Raw genomic sequence first — 21,136 nt, 5'->3', positions numbered from 1 at the left:
ATGAAAAATCAAGAAACCAACAATATTTCTGGAGCAGAAGCTGTAATTCGTTGTCTTCTAAAAGAAGGTGTAGATTTAATCTATGGTTATCCGGGTGGGGCCATCATGCCTATCTATGATGAACTTTACAAGTATAGAGATGATCTAAGACATGTTTTAACAAGACACGAACAAGGAGCTACACACTCAGCTCAAGGCTATGCGCGTACTTCTGGTAAAGTAGGTGTTGCGATGGCTACATCTGGACCAGGTGCAACAAATTTAGTTACAGGAATCGCAGACGCACAAATTGATTCAACTCCAATGGTTTGTATAACCGGACAAGTTGCTTCTCACTTATTAGGTTCTGATGCTTTCCAAGAAACTGATATCATTGGAATTTCAACTCCGGTAACTAAGTGGAGCTATCAGATAACGAAAGCAAGCGAAATCCCTGAGGTGTTAGCCAAGGCTTTTTATATAGCTCGTTCTGGTAGACCTGGACCTGTTCTTATCGATATAACAAAGGATGCACAGTTTGAATTATTTGACTTTGCTTATAAAAAATGTAAGGCGGTTAGAAGTTATATTCCTGTTCCTTCTTTAGATATTACACAAGTTGAAGCTGCTGCTGAAGCTATAAATCAAGCTAAAAAACCAATGATTATTTGGGGACAAGGAGTGATTCTTGGAGAAGCTGAAGAAGAATTTAAAAACTTTGTTGAATCTTCTGGTATTCCAGCAGTTTGGACTATTCTTGGTTTATCTGCTCTTCCAACTAAACATCCACTTAACTATGGTATGGTTGGAATGCATGGGAACTATGGTCCAAATGTACTAACTAATGAATGCGATGTGTTAATTGCAGTGGGTATGCGCTTTGATGATCGTGTTACTGGGAATTTAGCAACTTACGCAAAGCAAGCTAAAGTCATTCACTTAGAAATTGATCCGGCTGAAATTAGCAAAAATGTTGAAGCTCACTATCCAGTCCTTGGAAATTGTAAAGAGAGTCTTTCTAAATTATCATCTTTAGTTAAGCACGAGGATTACACTGATTGGAAACAGCTTTTTGCAGATCATATGCAACAAGAAATTGAAGCGGTAATTAAAAATGATACACAACCAACAAAAGAAGGCTTGACTATGGGTGAAGTTATTGTTGGAATTAATAAATACACAAAAGGAGACGCAGTAATTGTTACTGATGTTGGTCAACATCAAATGATCGCTTGCCGTTATGCAGAATTTATAAAATCTAAGAGTAATGTAACTTCGGGTGGTCTTGGTACAATGGGCTTTGCTTTACCGGCTGCAATTGGAGCTAAAATGGGAGCCGAAGATCGTGAGGTTATAGCCATTATTGGAGATGGTGGTTATCAGATGACCATTCAGGAATTGGGTACAATTTTTCAAAACAAAACAGCCGTTAAAATTGTAGTTTTGAATAACGATTACCTAGGTATGGTAAGACAATGGCAACAATTGTTTTTCGATAAAAGATATGCTTCTACAGAAATGACCAATCCAGATTTTGTTACCATAGCAAAAGGATATCACATTGAAGCAAATCGTGTAAGTAAAAGAGAAGATTTAGATTCAGCTTTAAAAACAATGCTCGATTCTGATGAACCTTATTTCTTAGAAGTGTGTGTTGAAAAAGAAGCGAACGTATTTCCGATGATCCCAACAGGTGCATCGGTTTCAGATATAAGATTAAAATAATGAGTGATATTACTAAATATACAATCTCGATTTACACAGAGAATAACGTTGGGTTACTCAATAGAGTTTCGGCAATTTTCTTGAAAAGACATATAGATATTTTAAGTTTTTCGACTTCACAGTCTGAGATTCCTGATGTTTTTAGATTTATAGTTGTTGTAAAAATGACAGAGTCAGGAGTTAAGAAAATAGTTCAACAAATTGAAAAACAAATTGATGTAATCAAAGCTTTTTATCATACAGATGAAGAAACTATTTTTCAGGAATCTGCATTATATAAAGTAAAATCTAGTTCTTTGTTTGAAGAACGTCAGATTCAAAATATGATAAAAGATAGTCATGCTAATATTGTGACTGTTTCTCCAGAATTTTTTGTAATTGAAAAAACGGGTTTTAGACATGAAACAGAAGCTTTAAGAAAGTCATTGGCACCTTACGGACTACTTCAGTTTGTTCGCTCAGGTAGAATCTCTATTACCAAAGAAAAAATGGGGATTTCCGAAATTCTAAATACATTTAAACAACAAAACAAAGACTAAATATTTTAAAATGGCAAATTACTTTAACCAACTATCACTAAGAAATCAACTCGATCAATTAGCACAATGTAGATTCATGGATTCTTCTGAATTCGAAGACGGAATTGAAGCATTAGCAGGCAAAAAAATTGTTATCGTAGGTTGTGGAGCACAAGGTTTAAATCAAGGATTAAACATGCGTGATTCCGGACTAAACATCGCTTACGCATTGCGTCAGGGTGCAATTGATCAAAAGAGAGCATCATATCAAAATGCTGTTGACAATAACTTTTCTGTAGGAAGTTATGAAGAAATGATTCCTGACGCTGATGTTGTAATCAACTTGACACCGGATAAAAACCATACTCCTGTTGTACAGGCAGTGATGCCATTAATGAAAAAAGGAGCTACATTATCCTATTCTCATGGTTTCAATATCGTTGAAGAAGGAACCCAAGTTCGTGAAGATCTAACTGTTATTATGGTAGCACCTAAATGTCCAGGTTCTGAAGTTAGAGAAGAATATAAAAGAGGCTTTGGTGTACCAACATTGATCGCTGTTCACCCAGAAAATGACCCAAAAGGCCATGGTTTAGCCCAAGCAAAAGCTTATGCTGTAGCCACAGGAGGTAACCGTGCGGGTGTTCTTGAATCTTCGTTCGTTGCTGAGGTTAAATCTGATTTAATGGGGGAGCAAACAATTTTATGTGGTGTATTACAAACAGGATCTATCCTTTGTTTTGACAAAATGGTAGAGCAAGGTATTGATGCTTCTTACGCTGCAAAACTTATTCAGTACGGATGGGAAACAATTACAGAAGCATTAAAGCACGGTGGTATTACCAATATGATGGATCGCCTTTCTAACCCAGCTAAGGTAAAAGCTTTTGAACTTTCTGAGGAATTGAAAGAAATAATGGAGCCTTTATTCCACAAGCATATGGATGATATCATGTCGGGTCACTTCTCTAAAACCATGATGGAAGACTGGGCTAATGATGATAAAAATCTACTGGGATGGAGAGCAGCAACTGGAGAAACTGCTTTTGAGAAAACTCAAGTAACTGACCAAGAAATTTCTGAACAAGAATTTTTCGATCATGGTGTTCTTATGGTCGCATTTGTTAGAGCAGGTGTAGAGTTAGCATTTGATACAATGGTAGCTGCAGGAATTAAAGAAGAATCTGCTTACTATGAATCGCTTCACGAAACTCCATTAATTGCAAATACAATTGCACGTAAGAAATTATTTGAAATGAATCGCGTTATTTCTGATACAGCGGAATACGGATGTTACTTATTCGATCATGCTTGTAAGCCAATGCTTACTGAGTTTATGAAGAAAATAAACATTGATGTAATCGGAACTGCTTATGCAGCTGATCAAAATAATGGTGTAGATAACAAACAATTAATTGATATTAATGAAATAATTCGTTTCCATCCAATCGAAATTATCGGTTATGAATTGCGTGCTTCGATGACCGCAATGAAAAAGATTGTATAATTTTTTAGGATTTAATAAATCTTTAAAGCCTCTATCATGATTAATGGTAGAGGTTTTTTTGTTTAAAAAAGCAACGGGAGTATGTATTTGAATAATGCAATTAAAATTACAACAGCAATGGAGTTAATGATGACTCCAATTCGTGCCATTTCATGAACTTTTACGAAACCACTTGCAAAAACTATTGCATTTGGTGGTGTAGCCATAGGGAGCATAAATGCACAACTACTAGCCATTGTAACTGGAATTAATAGATAGAGTATTGGTATTTCTAACCCCAATGCAATTCCTGCAACCACAGGTGCCAAAACGGCTACTAACGCAACATTACTCATTAGCTCTGTCATGAATAGCATTAGTAAAATTAAAAGAGAAGCTGTAATTAAAATACTGAAATTTCCTGCTGCAATATAATTTGTTATAAGAGAAACTATACCTGTTGAAGACATTCCTTTTGCAAGTGCTAATCCACCACCAAAAAGGATTAAAATTCCCCAAGATAGTTTTTGAGTATCCTTCCAATCTAAAATAAATACTCCTTTTTTAAGGTCAAAGGGTATTGCAAAAAGAGCAATGGCTCCTATAATACTTATTACAGTATCCGATAGCTTAAGGTCTGGTAAAAATGAATTAATTACCGTCCTAAAAATCCACAGAAAAACAACAGTACCAAACACATATAATACATGTTTTTCTTTGGGTGTAAGTCGGCCTAGTTTCTTAAGTTCTGAATTTATAAGCCGACTAGAGGCATTAAATAAAAGTCCTTGGCTAGGAAACATTACATGAACTAATAAAAAATATATAATGGTAATCAATAGGATTGCGAAGGGAAGACCAACTAACATCCATTTTACAAAAGAGATTTGAATATTATATTCATTCTCTAAAAGTCCAATGAGTATCGAATTAGGAGGAGTCCCAATTACTGTGGCAATACCACCTGCGTTAGCAGAAAATGCAATTCCAAGCATTACGCTTAAAGCAAAATTTTTAGTTTGTTTACTGGTGTTTTCTTGTTGATTAATTAATAAATTTATTACCGATAAGGCAATTGGCAGCATAACTACCGTACTCGCAGTGTTACTTATCCACATGCTCATAAAAGCAGTAGCTATCATAAATCCTAAAACTACTTTGTTAGGAGATGTTCCTGTTTTTTTAATAATTGTAAGTGCTATTCTTTTATGAAGATTTACCTTTTCCAAACCTAAGGCTAAAACAAATCCTCCAAAAAATAAAAAAACAATGGAACTTCCATAATTCGCCCCTACATTATTTATTTCCATAACTCCTGTCATTGGAAATATAATTAACGGTAATAAGGCAGTTACAGAAATTGAAACAGCTTCCGTTATCCACCAAACTACCATCCAACAAGCTGTTGCAAGTACTGCAATTGCTTCAAAGGAAAGGTTTAAGAGTGTTGAATATTGAATGAATATAAAACACAAGGGCCCAGCCAAGAGTCCTATTTTTTTTGATAGTGGAAAATTATTCATTACTTATTTTTAGATCTAATAAGTTAAAGATACTTGTGTTTAAATTCATCTACAACTTTTTTATTAGGCTATTTTGCTTGTAAAATCAACATAACTTTTAATCATATTTATAGGATAACCTTATTATACTAATAATTAATCACTAACTTAGTTGGTGTTATTTTAAAAATAAAACCAAACAAATTTATAATGAAGGATTCAAATAAGAGTAATTCTAAATTACCTGTTTTTAATAGTCATGTGTATTGTAATGAATATTTAGTTGACGGTATATTACATTCATGGAAAGGAGCAACTACTGAAGTTTTTTCTACAATTCATTCAAAAGATAAAGAAGGTAATATAGGACCAACCCTATTAGGGTCTATTCCCGATATGGAAACTGAAACTGCTTTAGCAGCTTTAAATGCTGCAGAAAAGGCATTCAATCGAGGCCAAGGTGTTTGGCCTACTATGAAGGTTAAAGATCGTTTACGCTGTTTGACAACTTTTGCTGAAAAAATGAAAAAATCAAGAGAGCAAATAGTCGAATTGCTGATGTGGGAAATAGGTAAGAATAAACAAGATTCTTATAAAGAATTTGATCGAACAGTAGATTATATTTTTGACACAATAGAGGCGTATAAAAAATTAGATCGTAAAAGTGCTAAGTTTGATAAAGAATCTGGAATTCATGCACACATTAGAAGAGGACCTTTGGGTGTTGTTCTTTGTTTGGGACCCTACAATTACCCTCTGAATGAGACATTCTGTTTGTTAATTCCTGCTATTGTAATGGGTAACACTGCTATTTTTAAACCCGCAAAACATGGTGTCCTTTTAATAACACCATTGCTTAAAGCTTTTCAAGAAAGTTTTCCTCCAGGTGTAGTAAATATTCTTTTTGGTAGAGGACGAAAAATAGCCTCTCCAATTATGGAAACTGGAAAAATAGATGTTTTAGCTTTAATTGGTCATAGTTCTTCGGCAGTTGCACTTCAAGATTTACACCCTAATAAAAACAGATTGAGATTAGTTTTAGGACTGGAAGCTAAAAACCCAGGTATTATTTTACCTGATGCTGATTTAGATTCAACGATCAAAGAATGTATCTCTGGAACACTTTCTTATAACGGTCAACGATGTACTGCCCTCAAAGTATTGTATGTACATGAATCTATAGTTGATGAGTTTAATAAACGTTTTTCTGCCGCTGTTGATAATCTAAAGTTTGGATTACCTTGGGAGGAAGGAGCCTTTTTAACCCCATTGCCTGAACCGGGAAAACCAGCATATATTCAAGAATTAATCCAAGATGCCGTTTCTAAAGGAGCTAAAATAATGAATGCAAAAGGGGGAGAGTTAAGCGAAAATTATTCTTATCCTGCAGTATTATATCCAGTAAATGATGAAATGAACGTTTACCATGAAGAGCAATTTGGTCCCGTAGTTCCGGTTATATCATATTCAGATATAAACGAACCTTTAGATGCTATGGCGACCTCTGAATATGGTCAGCAAGTAAGTTTGTTTGGAAGGGATATTCGAAAATTAGGTCCGCTAATTGACGTGTTATCAAATCTTGTTTGTCGAGTAAATTTAAATAGTGCTTGTCAACGGGGTCCAGATGTTTATCCATTTACAGGTAGAAAAAATTCTGCTGTTGGTACCTTAAGCGTTTTCGATGCTTTACGTTCTTTTTCTATTAGAACTTTTGTTGCTGCTAAGGATAATCCTTACAATAATGAAATTTTAGATGCATTAATGGATTCCAAGGACTCAAACTTTGTGAATACAGAATATCTGTTATAATTTATCTTTTAATAAACTAAGGCAAGCTTTTGATTAAATACTTTTTTAAATTAGTATTCTCGGTTACTTTTTGTGTAAGTGCCACTTCATGTGTTTCTTTAAAAAAATATCCACTGGAAAGTTACAGTTGGGCAGCTCCAGAGATTCGTCAATTTGAGCAACTAGATAAACAAGTAAGCTACCCTGATAATTCTATCCTTTTTTTGGGAAGTTCGAGTATTCGTTTATGGAATACTCTTGAGGAAGATATGAATCCTTTTCCAGTTATTAAAAGAGGTTACGGAGGTGCTCATTTTAGAGATCTTATTTTTTATACCGATCGGATTTTAGCCAATCACAAACCAGAAATTATTGTATGCTTTGTAGCAAATGATATTAAAGGAGTTCCAGAAGACGAAAGTCCAAAGAAGGTTTTACGTTTAATAAAATACTTTACCCGACAAGTACGAGATAAGCACCCAACAATTCCCATGGCATTTATAGAGATAACACCTACTTCAAACCGTTGGGAACAATGGAATGAAATTAAAAAAGTTAATCAGTTTATTCAGGATTACACTGCCAAAAAAGATAATTTATTTTTCATTGAAACTGCTCCTTATTTTTTAAATCAGTCTGGAAAACCAAGAGATGAACTATTTGTTTCGGACTTACTACATTTAAACAAAGACGGATATGCCCTTTGGAATCAAATCATTAAGAAAGAGATTATTAAAATAAAGGGTTTGTAAGATTACTATAGGCCCAATACATTAGAACAAATTGTATAGGAATTCTTAACATCAAAATCCATAAAGACATCCCTAATCTATTTTCTGGAAGTAGCATATTTACATGAACAATTAAAAAAACTACAAGCATCACTATAATTCCTAAAAGTGCGTTATTTCTTGTAATTGGGAATAATACTCCTAGTCCTAAAACAATTTCTGCAATTCCACTCCAATAAATTAATGAATCATGTGCTGGTAAAAATTTGGGCATTAAAGGCCTATAAAAACCAGTATGGGTAAAATGAAAGATTCCTAAAACGAAATATATACCTCCCATAATGTATAATTGTACCATATTTATTCTTTTAGGAAATTTTCATTTTCAATCTCTAGATTTAGGAAATTAAGGGCAAGTGCTAAACTTTCTAAAGGTTTTTCCTCCATTGGAACGTGACCTGTTTCTTTCATGATCACTAAGTTAGAGTTTGCCATGCGTTCTTTAAATTTAAAACCATCTTCAACCGGAATCCAGAGATCATCTTCTCCCCATATTATTAAAGTTGGCGATTTAATAGTGTATAGAAGCTCTGTGTAATCTTGACCTTCAAGTTTTGCACGTTCTATAAAAGCTGCACGGCTTCCTTTTCTTAAAATCATTTGATGATATCGATCGACAAGATTCTCTGTTACTTTTGAGTCGTCAAAGTAAACCTGCTCTAAGTTATCTTTAATAAGAGATTTTGGAGTTATGTGTTTTAATATTTGATTTAAAATAGGTATTTCAGCTAACTCAAATACTAAAGGGCGTTCCTTTTTTGATGGAAATCCAGCTGGATCTAGTAAAATTAATTTCTGAACTTTTTCAGGATTACTTGAAGTATAATGCCAGCTTATAGAGCCCCCGAGAGAATTCCCGGCAAGAATAAATTTATCGAGTTCGAGTTGGTTAACAAAATCAGTTAAAAACTTAGAGTAACTAGGAAGGTCATATAAATTGTCTTTGTTTGCTCCTGTTATACCAAAAGCAGGTAAATCCATGCGAATTACTCTGTAATTATTTATAGTTAATTCTTTGGTCCAACCATCCCAGGTATGAAGAGAGGCGCTTGTTCCATGTAATAAAATAATTGGAGTTCCAGAACCTTCATCTTTATAATGCACTTCTAGACCATCCACTGACATGAAATGAGAATTTGAGTCAGTATACTGTCTTTTCAGTGAATCTACAGAAACATCTGGAGTTCTGAAAATCAATAAAAGCATTAGAATTATTCCAAAGAATAATACGAAAAATTTTAGTAGTGAATTTAAAAGACTGTTAGAAATCATATTGCAAGAAACGTTTTTTAAATCAGCTGAGCAAAAAAGAATAATTCGCTTATGATTTGGCCTTTATTTATTTAAATGTTTGGGTAAAATATCTTGACAATAATATCCGCGTGTTTTTTAACTTCTTTTTCATCAAATGGATCAATACCAAATTGCTTTTTCATTTGATAATTAAAAAGAAAAATTGAATTAGCAGCACTGAAAAATATAGTAGTCAAATTTGGAATAGGGAAGTCCTCTGAAAGACCTTTATTAACTAACATTCGATGGAGTTGCCCTGATTTTTCTGTAAGTGGTTTAAGAACATTTTCGATTAACCAATCGCTTCTGGAAGACTCTTGAGTCATTTCATGAACAATAACTAAATACAATTCTGGAAACTTAGAGTTATAGTATATAAATTGACGAGCTAGGGTTTTTGCTGTATCTTTTAATGATAAATGTTTAAGTAACTTAAAAGTTATAACGGACTCTTTTAAATAAGCATCAAAGGCAGTGCTTACTGCTTTTTTCCACAAATCTTCTTTGTTTCCAAAATGATAGTGGAGTAGCGAGTCATTGACTTCACAAAGTGTAGAAATTTTATTTAAACTGACACCTCCATATCCATGCTTAGAAAATTCTTTCAAAGCTATATTCAATATCATCCCACGATCTATACCCTTTTTTTCGGCAGGTCTTCCGCGTTTTCTTTTGTTTTTTTCATTCATTATTAGCTAATTTAACTAATATTTAATTTAATGTAAAAATAGTTTTATGCATTTTTTGAATTAATTAAGAACATAACCAATATATTTATATATTTGTCCAAGACCATTAAAATTAAATGACCTACACTTCAATTTCAATAAATCGTAAAGAAAATTATGCCATTGTTCAATTAAATGGAGGAAAGGTTAATGAGATAAATACATCGATGGTTAGGGACTTGAAAAACGCTTTCGTAGACTTAGATCAAGATGATTCTGTTTATGGGGTTGTGTTAAGTGGAAGGCCGAACGGTTTTAGTGCAGGTCTCGATATAGTTAACATAGCAACTGGAGGTGAATCAAAAGCTACTGAATTTTGGAATTTATATTATGAAGCTTTGCAAGTAATGATCCGTTTCTCTAAACCTTTTGTTTGTGCTATTACAGGGTATGCTCCGGCAGGGGCTACAATATTAGCTTTGTGTGCTGATTATAGAATAATGGCTAATGGAGCTAAACACGTAGTCGGAATGCATGAATTTAAAATGTCCATGAAGGTGCCAGAACTACTAGCACAAATTTACGCATATCACATGGGAGAGAAACAAGCTTGGGAGGCAATTCAATTAATGAAATTATACACCAGCGATGAAGCAGTTCAAGTTGGATTAGTCAATGAGTCTGTACCTTCAAAAAATGTACTGGAACGTTCAGAAGTATTTTTAAAGCAATTGTTAAAAATACATCTCCCTGCTTTTAAAGAAACTAAATACGCATTAAGAAAAAACTTACTTAAATTAGTGGATCGTGATTTCACTGAATTAGTAAAGAATGATGTTAAACATTTGTCAGAGCCTTTTACTCAAGAGGTAATACAGAAATTTATGAATAATTTAAAAAAGTAAAATAATAAAGATGGAAGCATATATTTATGATGCCGTTCGCTCGGTTCGAGGTAAAGGAAATAAAAAGGGAGCTTTGTATGGAGTAACTCCTACGGAACTTTCTCGCCAAGTTTTGGTTGCATTAAAAGAAAGAAATCAATTGGACACCTCTAAGGTAGAGGATGTAATTTTTGGTTGTGTAGCTCAAGTTAAAGATCAAGGAGTTAATATTGCAAAATCTGCAGCTCAAGAATCTAATTATGGAGATCACTTATGCGGGGTTACATTAAATCGTTTTTGTGGCTCAGGATTAGAAGCTATGAATCAGGCTGCTGCATATGTCAAATCTGGTTTTAGCAACCTTATGGTTGCTGGAGGTGTAGAAAGCATGTCCCGTGTTCCTATGGGCTCAGATGGAGGAGGGTTCTTAATGGATCCTTTACAAGCTATTCCAAGAAATCTAGTTCCTCAAGGAATTTCAGCTGATCTAATTGCAACTAAATATGGTTTTTCAAGAAACGATACGGATTTGTATGCTGTTGAATCTCAAAAAAGAGCTTCTGAGGCAGAAGCTGATAAACGTTTTAAATCACGTATTCCAATTACAGACATCAACGGAATTGACATTCTTGCAACGGATGAAAATATTCGTCCTTCAACCACTTTAGAAGGAATTAGTAAGTTGCAACCCTCCTTTGCAATGATGGGAAGTATGGGAGGTTTTGATGCAGTTGCAATAGATAAATATCCTGAAATTGAAGAATTAGACCATGTACATCATGCCGCAAATTCATCTTCTATAGTCGATGGAGCGGGAGCGACTTTAATTGGAAACAAAGAAATTGGAAAAGCGATAGGTTTAACTCCACGTTTTAGAGTTCGAGCTGCTGCTGTTGAAGGTACAGATCCAACGATAATGTTAACAGGTCCTGTTCCTGCTAGTGTTAAAGCATTAAAACAAGCCGGAATGAGCATTAATGATATTGACTTATTCGAAGTAAACGAAGCTTTTTCTGCGATCCCTATGTATTTTATGGATAAGTTAGGAGTTGATCATTCCATTGTAAATGTAAACGGTGGAGCAATCGCGATGGGGCATCCTCTAGGAGCAACTGGTTGTATGATTGCAGGAACCTTAATGGATGAATTAGAAAGAAGAGATTTAAATACCGGACTGATTACACTATGTATTGGTGGAGGAATGGGTATTGCTACGATCATTGAACGTGTTTAATAAAGAATTAAGAAAAAATATTTCAAATGGAAAATATTAAAAACGACCTTTTTGAATTTGAAGTTGGAACTGACGGTATCGGAGTTCTTTCTATCAATCAAATAAATAACCCAACAAACCTTTTTAGTACAGAATTTATAACTGCTTATATTCAACTTGCTCAAGATGCAATTGCTGATAAGAATATTAAAGGGGTTATAATAACTTCGGCTAGAAGTATGTTTATGCCAGGTGCTGATTTAAGAGAACTACAAAATATGGGTAATAACCCTAAAGAGCAGTTCGAAACTACTATGCAAATGCACCAAGCGTTACGCGCTATTGAAACTGCTGGAAAACCTTTTGTAGCTGCAATTAATGGTACTGCAATGGGAGGTGGATTAGAATTATGTCTAACCTGTCACCACCGAATTGTTTTAAATAATGTTAAAATTAAATTAGGATTTCCTGAAGCTAAAGTTGGGTTATTACCCGCAGGTGGTGGAAATTCTAAAGCTCCTTATTTACTTGGAATACAAAATGCATTAATGTATTTGTTACAAGGAAAAGAAGTTCGACCAGCACAAGCTTTAAAAGATGGTCTAGTTGATGATTTAGCTGAATCACAGGAAGAACTTATTGAGAAATCAAAAGCATGGATTTTAGCAAACTCAAACCCTGTACAACCTTGGGATAACAAAAAATATAGGGTACCTGGAGGTGATGTGTGGTCAGCAAACGGAGTTCAAACTCTTGTTGGTGCTGCAGGAAATCTGGGTAAAATGGCACATGGAAATTACCCTGCACAGAATTACATCATGAAAGTTATTCATGATGGATTACCGATGACCATAGACCGTGCCTTAGAAATAGAAGCTCGCTATTTTACAAAATTACTTGCGTCTAAGGAGGCTAAAAACATGATTCGAACTGGATTTATGGAGCTTCAAAAAGCTAAAAAGGGAATTGCTAGACCGAAAACAGAACCTAAATATGAAATTAAAAAGCTAGGAATTTTAGGAGCTGGTATGATGGGAGCTGGTATTGCTTATGTTTCAGCTAAGGCAGGGATGAATGTAGTTCTTAAGGATGTAACTCAAGAAGGAGCAGAAAAAGGAAAAGCATATTCTAAGGCTATTCTTGACAAAGCTATTTCAAAAAAGAGATCCACTCCAGAAAAAGCTGAAGCTTTACTATCAAGAATTGAAGCTACAACTGATCCTGCTGCAATGAAAGATTGTGATCTAGTTATTGAAGCAGTTTTTGAAGATCCAAAGTTAAAAGCTATTGTTACTGCAGAAACAGAAGCAGTTCTTGGTAAGGATAAAATTTACGCATCAAATACTTCAACAATACCAATTACTGAATTAGCAAAAGCATCTTCTAGGCCAGATAATTTTATTGGAATACATTTCTTTTCCCCAGTTGAAAAAATGCCTTTAGTTGAAATTATTGTTGGAGAAAAAACAGAGGCAAAAGCAATTGCTGCCGCTGTAGATTATACAGTAGCTATTGGTAAAATCCCTATAGTTGTAAATGATAGTCGTGGATTCTATACTTCGCGTTGTTTCGGTACTTTTGTTTCAGAAGGTTCATTTATGGTTGAAGAAGGTGTTCCTGCTGCGATGGTAGAGAATGTATCGAAAGCCGAAGGTATGGCTGTTGGTCCCCTTGCAGTAATTGATGAAGTTACTCTGACTCTTGGTTTACATGTTTATGAAAGTGATCCAACTCTAAATAAACCAGCTTTCCAAGAGCGCTCGTATAAAATGCAAAAAGATTTGGTCGAGAACCATGATAGAAAAGGTAAGAAATGGGGTGCTGGTTTTTATGATTATCCTAAGGGAATGCCAAAGAAATTATGGCCTGGTCTTGCAGAAAAATATAACTCTAATGTAGATTATCTAGATAAAGAGACTGTCGGTAAAAGAATTCTTCATAGACAGGCAATTGAAGCTTTCAAATGTTTAGAAGAAGGTGTTTTAAATAGTGTTGTTGATGGTGATTTAGGTTCTGTTCTTGGTTGGGGATTCCCAATTTTTACTGGAGGAGTTCTTTCTTATATTGATTTTGTTGGAATACAAACTTTTGTCGCAGAATGCGATGACTTTACAAAACGTTTTGGTGAGCGATTTACAGTTCCTGACAAGCTAAGAGCTATGTCAGAGGCTGGAAAATCAATTCATGAGTATTAAAAAAAGTAAAATTTAACTATAGAAATGCTCCTTTTATATTCAGTTAAACAGGAGCATTTTTTTTAAATACACTCTATGGAAACAATTCAAGAAGTAATTGACTTAATAACCCTTGAAAAAACAAGCCCAAACACTTTCTTAGGGCAAAATTATATAACCCCATGGGGTAGAGTTTTTGGTGGGCAAGTTTTGGGTCAATCTCTTCATGCTGCATACCAAAGTGTTCCAACTGATAGAATTGCTCATTCCATGCACGCTTATTTTATTTTGGGAGGTCAATTGGATATTCCTATTGTATATGAAGTTGATCCCATTCGAGATGGAAATAGTTTTACTACAAGAAGAGTGATAGCCAAACAAAACGGGAAAACTATTTTCATAATGTCTGCTTCTTTCAACAAAAAAATGAAAGGGGTGGATCATCAAATTCCAATGCCTAATTTAAAAGAACCGGAAGTACTTATTCCAACATTAGATCAAATTGTTGAATTAGAAGTTAGCAATCCAAAATTGCATCAACGATTGAAGAGTGTATTGCCTAGAGCATTTGATATTCGACCTGTAGAGCCTTTTTTACCTAAGTATTCTAAAAACAGTGAGCCCTTCGATAATATTTGGTTTACGACTTCAGATGAATTAAAAGACTTTGACACACCCTTGCACCACCAATTGCTTGCTTATGCGTCAGACTATAATTTACTTAGTACCGCAACACTTCCTCATGTTGAAGAATTTCAAAGTAAATCTATGTTTTATGCAAGCTTAGATCATGCTTTATGGTTTCACAGAGATTTTAGAGTAGATGAATGGCTTTTATATGCCATGGATAGTCCTAGTGCTTCTAATTCTAGAGGGTTTTCAAGAGGTAGTATATTTAATAAAAATGGAGATCTAGTTGCTTCAGTTGCCCAGGAGGGTTTGATGAGTGAAATGATTAAAAAAGAATAAGCAATTAAATTATATAACCATGATTTTTAAACTTGAAGAAGAACATATAGCGGTTAAAGAAGCAGCACGAGAATTCGCTTTATCAAGACTTAAAGAAGGAGTAATTGAACGAGACACTTCTATGTCTTATCCAACTGAATTTGTCAAGGAAATGGGTGAGATGGGTTTTTTGTCTATGATGACTGATTCTGCATATGGTGGTAGCGGTATGGATACGCTCTCTTATGTTCTTGCTATGGAGGAAATTTCTAAGATCGACGCGAGTTGCTCTGTAATAATGTCTGTAAATAATTCACTTGTTCTTTGGGGGCTTGAAGAATATGGGTCGGAAGAACAAAAACAGAAATATATACCCAGATTAACTACTGGAAATGAGATTGGATGTTTTTGTCTTTCAGAGCCTGAAGCTGGAAGTGATGCAACTTCGCAAAGAACAACAGCTATAGATATGGGTGACCATTATTTATTAAATGGAGTAAAAAACTGGATTACTAACGGAGGAAAAGCAACCATCCAATTGGTTGTTGCACATACGGATAAAGAAAAAGGACACAAGGGTATTAATGTATTTATTGTTGAGCGTGATTGGGAAGGTGTTACCATAGGTCCAAAGGAAGATAAAATGGGAATACGTTCATCTGATACTCATTCCATAAGTTATTCTGATGTTAAAGTACCCAAAGAAAATAGAATTGGAGCCGATGGTTTTGGTTTTAAGTTTGCTATGAAAACATTAGAAGGAGGTAGAATTGGAATAGCTGCACAAGCATTAGGTATTGCAGCTGGTGCTTATGAACTTGCAGTTTCTTATGCAAATCAGAGAGAAGCTTTCGGTATATCTATTGGTAATCATCAAGCAATTGCATTTAAATTAGCCGATATGGCTCTTGACATCGAAGCCGCTAGAATGATTGTGTATCGAGCAGCCTATTTAAAAGATTCTGGTCTAGATTACGGGTACGCTAGTGCAATGGCAAAATTAATCGCATCAGAAGCCGCGATGAAGCATACGGTGGAAGCAGTTCAAATTCATGGTGGAAATGGTTATGTTAAAGAATATCATGTAGAACGTTTAATGCGAGATGCTAAAATTACTCAGATATATGAGGGGACTTCTGAAATACAAAGAATTATAATTTCTAGAAATGTATTGACAGGTAAATTAGAGTTACCCTATTAGCAAGCTATATTTTAACAATTAATCCTTCGTTAGCAGGAAGGGTTCCTGAACACACTTTAGGATATTCATTAGTTAAATCTTCTAAACCATTAAGATTTTTATAGTGTAGCCAATTTTTTGTCTTTAAAATTGCATCCGATAGAAACTGAGTTGTTTTTTTATCGAAATCTTTTCCACCCCAATCTTCGATTCTTTTTTGAATGTGACTAGGAGCAAAGAAAAATTTAGAGCGTTCTTTTATGATTCCTTGGTTGTTGTTAGATTCTTTCCAGTGAGTTAAGCCTACTTTAAGTGTAAACTTCATAAGATCTGCTAGTCTGTTGTGCAAATAAATAAGTACACTATTGTTTCCGGACATATCTACGATAACCGTTTCAATTTGGTTTATTTTATCAAGTTGCTCATAAGAATAAACTTCTTTATATAAACCTAGTTTTTTAACCGCTTCAATGTTTCTCTCTGAAGTAACTCCAATTACATCCGGTGCTTCAATGTCTCGATGAAGTCCATAGGCTAGACCCACACTCGTTTTACTAGAAGCACTTAACAAAATTATTTGTTTTGAGCTAAACCAATTATTTTCTTTTAGGGAATCCCATAAACAAAAAGAGGTTATATATAATGGATAAAATAAGGAGCGATCTCGGTCTAGTTTGGTGTTATAGTTTTGTTCAGATAATACCCTTCTGTAAATATTATATGTATTTGGTAGCGTAGATCTGTGTTCTGATTGATCTTCAAAGCTTCTCTTGGATGTGTTTCCTGGATTCATGATATGATGTGAGGCAGGAGGGAAGTAACCAAAAATTCGATCCCCTACAGGAATATTTTCATTCTTAGATTCTATTACATCAGCAAATCCCCAAACAGGGATAACTCCCCATCCTTCTGTTTCTATTCCAACTGGAGTAAAGAACTCCCAGTATCGAATAATATCCCCAGAAACTGCATAGGTAATGTTATTTGATGTAAAAGAAAATAAATCAATTTTCACAAGAATTTCATTTTCTTTAGGAATTAAACTTTCTAAAGGAACCTCTTGAATTCTGTTTTCAGTGAAGTTGTTTTTTTTAACTTGAAATTGAAGACTTTTAAGACTATTCATTTGAAATATTTAGTAGTGGATCATGAAGTTATTTAAGTTGCTTTTGCATATTCATATCAACCCAAGTTTCATTTTTTGAGTAATTGAATGTTAATGTGTTATTTGGAATAATTTTAAATCCCAATTTCAAATATAATTTAATTGCATTTTCATTCCATTTAAAGACCCTCAAATCAACTTTATTTGTTTCTGGTCTTAGGTTCAAAATTTCATGAATCATTAATCTAATGGTTTTTTTTCCATATCCCATTCCTCTATATTGTTTATCTCCAATTAAAATCCTTGATAATCTCGGTATTTCATTTTGAAAATTTAGTTCACAATGCCCAATAATTTCTTTAGACTCCATATGAATTATTTTGTATGGATATAAATCAGTTGTATTTATATAAGTAAATAACTGATTTCTGGTAAGGGGGAATTTAAACAAGGAAGCTGCAAATTGAGTAAGTTCTTTTTTTGAATTGAACCAATCGATAAGTCTATCAAAATCAAGCTCAGTAAACGTTTCTAATTTTAACATCAGCTTTATTTTTTAAACAAGGTATACTATTTTTATTGTTCAAATTAAAATTGAACAAAAAAAACCACTCTTTTAGAGTGGTTTTTAAGTAGTTATATTAGGTTAATTATGCTTCTTTAATCAGTTTTACTAGGTAATCACCTACTTCATTTGTACCATATGATTTTCCGCCATCAGCAAGATCTTCAGTAACAAAACCATTAGTAAGAGCTGCATCTACAACTTTTCTGATTAATGCACCTTCTTCACTTAGGTTAAAGCTCATTTCGAACATCATTGCTGCAGATAGAACTGTTGCAAGAGGATTCGCTATGTTAAGTCCGGTAGCTTGTGGATAAGACCCGTGTATTGGTTCATACAAAGCATTATCTGTCCCAACTGAGGCAGAAGGCATAAGTCCCATTGATCCTGATATTACAGATGCTTCATCGGTAAGAATATCGCCAAATAAATTTTCAGTAATTAAAACATCATAACTATTAGGCCATTGAACAAGTCTCATTGCTACAGCATCAACAAACTCATATGCTACTTCAACTTCTGGGTAATCTTTTTCCATAGCTTGAACTGTTTCTCTCCACAAACGGGAACTTTCTAAAACGTTAGCTTTATCTACACAACATAATCTTTTAGATCTTGTCATGGCTAGTTCAAATCCTTTTTTAGCAATACGTTTAACTTCCTCTCTTGTGTATGTACAGGTATCAAATGCGGTATTACCATCGTCTTTTCTTCCTCTTTCTCCAAAGTATATACCTCCAGTCAGTTCTCTTAAGAACACTAAATCTGTTCCTTCGATGCGTTCTTTTTTTAATGGAGATTTATCTAATAAAGAAGGGAATGTAAAAGTGGGTCTCACATTGGCAAAAAGTCCAAGTTTTTGACGCATTTTAAGTAATCCTTGTTCAGGTCTTACCTTAGCAGAAGGATCATTGTCAAAACGTGGATGACCAATTGCACCAAAAAGAATTGCATCTGCATCTAAACATACTTGGTGAGTTTCGTCTGGATAAGGTTCTCCTACAGCATCGATCGCTGCTGCACCTGTTAGGGCAGAACTCCAGTTAATTTGATGACCAAATTTTTCTGCAATAGCGTCTGATACTTTAACAGCTTGATCTACGACCTCAGGTCCAATTCCATCTCCAGCTAAAAGGGCAATGTTTAATTTCATATTTATAATTCTATTTACTTTTGTATTTCTATAATGTTTAGCATTCTTTCTGTGGCTTTTATCGCCGAAACCGTTTGATCTGAATCAAGTCCTCGGGTTACGAATTCTTTAACTCCATCTTTCCATGTAATTGTAGTTTCACATAAAGCATCAGAGGTACTTCCTGGTGGTATATGAACAGCATAATCAATTAGTTGAGGAATTTCTATAGATTTTGAGCTATATATTTTTCGAATAGCATTTATGAAAGCATCGTATTGGCCATCTCCGCTCGCATTTTCTTCAAATGTATTGCCATTTATTTCTACAGCAACAGTGGTAGAGGGTTGTAATCCTTTAGAGTGAGTAAGAACATAGGACTTCACAAATACTTTTTGTGTCTTTTCTCCGCTGTTCATAACATCCGAGATTATATAAGGTAAATCTTGAGCAGTTACTTGTTCTTTTTTATCTCCTAATTCTATGATACGCTGGGTAACTTTTTTAAGAGCTTCGTCGCTTAAACTCAATCCTAATTCTTGTAAATTCTTCTGAATATTTGCTTTCCCAGAAGTTTTTCCTAAAGCATATTTGCGTTTTCTTCCGAATCGCTCCGGGAGTAAGTCATTAAAATAAAGATTCTTTTTACTATCCCCATCTGCGTGAATTCCAGCAGTTTGGGTGAAAACGTTAGCACCAACGATAGGTTTGTTTACAGGAATTCTAAAGCCCGAAAAAGTAGCGACTAATTGGCTTACCTTATTGAGCGTATTCTCTTTGATGTTTACAGATATTCCAGGCATAAAGTCATTTACAACAGCAACCAAACTCGCAAGAGGTGTATTTCCTGCACGTTCTCCCATTCCATTTACAGTTAAATGTAACCCATGAACACCAGCTTTAATAGCTTCCATTGCATTTGCAACACTTAAATCATAGTCATTATGTCCGTGAAAATCAAAATGAAGATTTGGATACCTTTTTATAATTTCACTTAGGAAAGAATAAGTTTCTGATGGCGATAGAATTCCTAAAGTATCTGGAAGTAAAATTCTTTTTATGGGCTGTTTTGAAAGAAAGTCTAAAAACGAAAACACATATTCTTTAGAGTTTCTCATACCATTACTCCAGTCTTCTAAATATACATTGGTTTCGATATTATTCTTATCAGCTAGTTCAATAGAATCCTGAATTCCTTTAAAATGTTCTTCAGGAGTTTGTTTCAATTGATACTTAAGATGGTTCATGGATCCTTTAGTAAGAAGATTTTGAACCGTTGCACCAGCATCTAACATCCATTGTATTGAAACACCGTTGTCTACAAAGGTTAATATTTCAACTTTACTTAAATAATTATTTTGTTTAGCCCAATCTGTAATGTTTTTTACTGCCTTAAACTCACCTGCAGAAACACGAGCAGATGCAACTTCAATTCGATCTACATTTAATTCTTCTAATAGGAGTTTTGCCAGTGTGAGTTTTTCTGTTGAAGAAAAAGATACTCCAGAAGTTTGTTCACCATCACGAAGGGTAGTGTCCATAATCTCGATCGTTCTTGCTTGCATAAACTTTTAAATAATTTATTTAAAGAGGAGTATTTTTCGCAAATTCTCCTATTTGATCCTTAATGTTCATTAAGTAGTCAATATCATCAAAACCGTTCAACATATTTTCTTTCTTGTAAGAATTGATATCAAAAGATTCAGAAGAATTTGTTCCTTCTAAAGAGATTGTTTGTGAGGGTAGGTCAACAATTAGCTTAGTCTCGGGATTTTCGTTGATAGCAGTAAAAATTTCCTCTAAAAACTCAGGTGAAATTTGAACAGGTAATACCCCTACATTTAGACAATTATTTCTGAAGATATCTGCAAAAAAGCTAGAAACAACACAACGGAATCCGTAGTCGTAAACTGCCCATGCAGCATGTTCTCTTGAAGATCCAGATCCAAAGTTTTTACCTCCAACAAGAATGGAGCCACTGTATTTAGAATCATTTAGCGGAAAATCAACTTTTACTGTATTGTCTTGGTTGTATCTCCAGTCTCTAAAAAGATTATCTCCAAAACCTACACGCTCAGTTGCTTTCAAAAAACGAGCTGGAATTATCTGATCTGTATCTACATTTTCAATTGGTAAAGGAACCGCTGAACTTTTTAATATATTAAATTTATCGTATGCCATT

19 protein-coding genes are annotated in these 21,136 nt (G+C 34.3%); 10 read left to right on the top strand and 9 right to left on the bottom strand.

Annotated elements, in window-relative coordinates:
- Genes ilvB through ilvC form a run of 3 tightly spaced genes read left to right on the top strand, consistent with a single transcriptional unit; the run spans position 1 to position 3,729 of the window.
- Complete coding sequence (gene ilvB, locus NG655_RS05890; protein ID WP_252158411.1) at positions 1-1,704, top strand: biosynthetic-type acetolactate synthase large subunit; 1,704 nt, start codon at positions 1-3, stop codon at positions 1,702-1,704.
- Complete coding sequence (gene ilvN, locus NG655_RS05885) at positions 1,704-2,243, top strand: acetolactate synthase small subunit (RefSeq protein WP_252158410.1); 540 nt, start codon at positions 1,704-1,706, stop codon at positions 2,241-2,243. The genes ilvB and ilvN overlap by 1 nt, the downstream gene beginning before the upstream one ends.
- A gap of 10 nt (positions 2,244-2,253) precedes the next feature.
- Positions 2,254-3,729 (top strand): ketol-acid reductoisomerase, encoded by a 1,476-nt coding sequence (gene ilvC, locus NG655_RS05880; RefSeq protein WP_252158409.1) that lies wholly within the window; start codon positions 2,254-2,256, stop codon positions 3,727-3,729.
- A 62-nt stretch (positions 3,730-3,791) separates the two neighbouring features.
- On the opposite strand, the gene NG655_RS05875 is transcribed toward ilvC, so the two are convergent.
- Positions 3,792-5,231 (bottom strand): SLC13 family permease, encoded by a 1,440-nt coding sequence (locus NG655_RS05875; RefSeq protein ID WP_252158408.1) that lies wholly within the window; start codon positions 5,229-5,231, stop codon positions 3,792-3,794.
- 189 nt (positions 5,232-5,420) lie between these two features.
- Between NG655_RS05875 and NG655_RS05870 the strand changes: the two genes are divergently transcribed.
- Together NG655_RS05870 and NG655_RS05865 are read left to right on the top strand one after the other, a co-directional pair.
- Positions 5,421-7,022: an NADP-dependent glyceraldehyde-3-phosphate dehydrogenase gene (locus NG655_RS05870; protein WP_252158407.1), complete on the top strand. Its 1,602-nt coding sequence runs from the start codon at positions 5,421-5,423 to the stop codon at positions 7,020-7,022.
- 29 nt (positions 7,023-7,051) lie between these two features.
- A complete protein-coding gene (locus NG655_RS05865) occupies positions 7,052-7,753 on the top strand; it encodes a GDSL-type esterase/lipase family protein (RefSeq protein WP_252158406.1) in 702 nt (233 codons plus the stop codon).
- On the opposite strand, the gene NG655_RS05860 is transcribed toward NG655_RS05865, so the two are convergent.
- The 3 genes from NG655_RS05860 to NG655_RS05850 form a co-directional block, all read right to left on the bottom strand.
- Entirely contained in the window at positions 7,734-8,090 is a 357-nt protein-coding gene (locus tag NG655_RS05860) for a DoxX family protein (protein ID WP_252158405.1), read from the bottom strand. The two genes, NG655_RS05865 and NG655_RS05860, sit on opposite strands and share 20 nt — an antisense overlap.
- A gap of 2 nt (positions 8,091-8,092) precedes the next feature.
- Entirely contained in the window at positions 8,093-8,998 is a 906-nt protein-coding gene (locus NG655_RS05855) for an alpha/beta fold hydrolase (protein WP_252158404.1), read from the bottom strand.
- Between the two features lie 137 nt (positions 8,999-9,135).
- Positions 9,136-9,774, bottom strand: a complete 639-nt coding sequence (locus NG655_RS05850) for a TetR/AcrR family transcriptional regulator (protein WP_252158403.1) — start codon at positions 9,772-9,774, stop codon at positions 9,136-9,138.
- Between the two features lie 116 nt (positions 9,775-9,890).
- Between NG655_RS05850 and NG655_RS05845 the strand changes: the two genes are divergently transcribed.
- The 5 genes from NG655_RS05845 (at position 9,891) to NG655_RS05825 (ending at position 16,173) form a co-directional block, all read left to right on the top strand.
- Positions 9,891-10,658, top strand: a complete 768-nt coding sequence (locus NG655_RS05845; protein WP_252158402.1) for an enoyl-CoA hydratase/isomerase family protein — start codon at positions 9,891-9,893, stop codon at positions 10,656-10,658.
- Positions 10,659-10,668: 10 nt separating this feature from the next.
- On the top strand, positions 10,669-11,871 hold the full coding sequence (locus NG655_RS05840) for an acetyl-CoA C-acetyltransferase (protein ID WP_252158401.1): 1,203 nt from the start codon (positions 10,669-10,671) through the stop codon (positions 11,869-11,871).
- A 26-nt stretch (positions 11,872-11,897) separates the two neighbouring features.
- The gene (locus NG655_RS05835; protein ID WP_252158400.1) at positions 11,898-14,045 is read left to right on the top strand and encodes a 3-hydroxyacyl-CoA dehydrogenase NAD-binding domain-containing protein; all 2,148 of its coding nucleotides are present in this window, start codon (positions 11,898-11,900) and stop codon (positions 14,043-14,045) included.
- A 75-nt stretch (positions 14,046-14,120) separates the two neighbouring features.
- Positions 14,121-14,993 carry an acyl-CoA thioesterase gene (locus NG655_RS05830; RefSeq protein ID WP_252158399.1) on the top strand — a complete coding sequence of 291 codons (873 nt, stop codon included), beginning with the start codon at positions 14,121-14,123 and terminating at the stop codon, positions 14,991-14,993.
- 19 nt (positions 14,994-15,012) lie between these two features.
- Entirely contained in the window at positions 15,013-16,173 is a 1,161-nt protein-coding gene (locus NG655_RS05825) for an acyl-CoA dehydrogenase family protein (RefSeq protein ID WP_252158398.1), read from the top strand.
- 4 nt (positions 16,174-16,177) lie between these two features.
- Here the strand turns inward: NG655_RS05825 and NG655_RS05820 are convergent, their stop codons facing one another.
- The 5 genes from NG655_RS05820 to leuD all read right to left on the bottom strand — a co-directional run bounded on the left by NG655_RS05820 (position 16,178) and on the right by leuD (position 21,135).
- Positions 16,178-17,278, bottom strand: coding sequence for a DUF2855 family protein (locus tag NG655_RS05820; RefSeq protein ID WP_252158397.1), 1,101 nt, complete (start codon positions 17,276-17,278; stop codon positions 16,178-16,180).
- Between the two features lie 28 nt (positions 17,279-17,306).
- Positions 17,307-17,801 (bottom strand): GNAT family N-acetyltransferase, encoded by a 495-nt coding sequence (locus NG655_RS05815; RefSeq protein ID WP_252158396.1) that lies wholly within the window; start codon positions 17,799-17,801, stop codon positions 17,307-17,309.
- Positions 17,802-17,907: 106 nt separating this feature from the next.
- On the bottom strand, positions 17,908-18,975 hold the full coding sequence (gene leuB, locus NG655_RS05810; RefSeq protein WP_252158395.1) for a 3-isopropylmalate dehydrogenase: 1,068 nt from the start codon (positions 18,973-18,975) through the stop codon (positions 17,908-17,910).
- Between the two features lie 14 nt (positions 18,976-18,989).
- Entirely contained in the window at positions 18,990-20,519 is a 1,530-nt protein-coding gene (locus NG655_RS05805) for an alpha-isopropylmalate synthase regulatory domain-containing protein (RefSeq protein ID WP_252158394.1), read from the bottom strand.
- A gap of 19 nt (positions 20,520-20,538) precedes the next feature.
- Positions 20,539-21,135, bottom strand: coding sequence for a 3-isopropylmalate dehydratase small subunit (leuD, locus tag NG655_RS05800; protein ID WP_252158393.1), 597 nt, complete (start codon positions 21,133-21,135; stop codon positions 20,539-20,541).
- Between the last annotated feature and the right edge of the window lies 1 nt (position 21,136).

Source organism: Candidatus Arcticimaribacter forsetii (assembly GCF_910589745.1).
Classification (GTDB): Bacteria; Bacteroidota; Bacteroidia; order Flavobacteriales; family Flavobacteriaceae; genus Arcticimaribacter; species Arcticimaribacter forsetii.
Note: the sequence above shows the minus strand (reverse complement) of the source record. Positions and strands in the feature narration are given on the sequence as shown.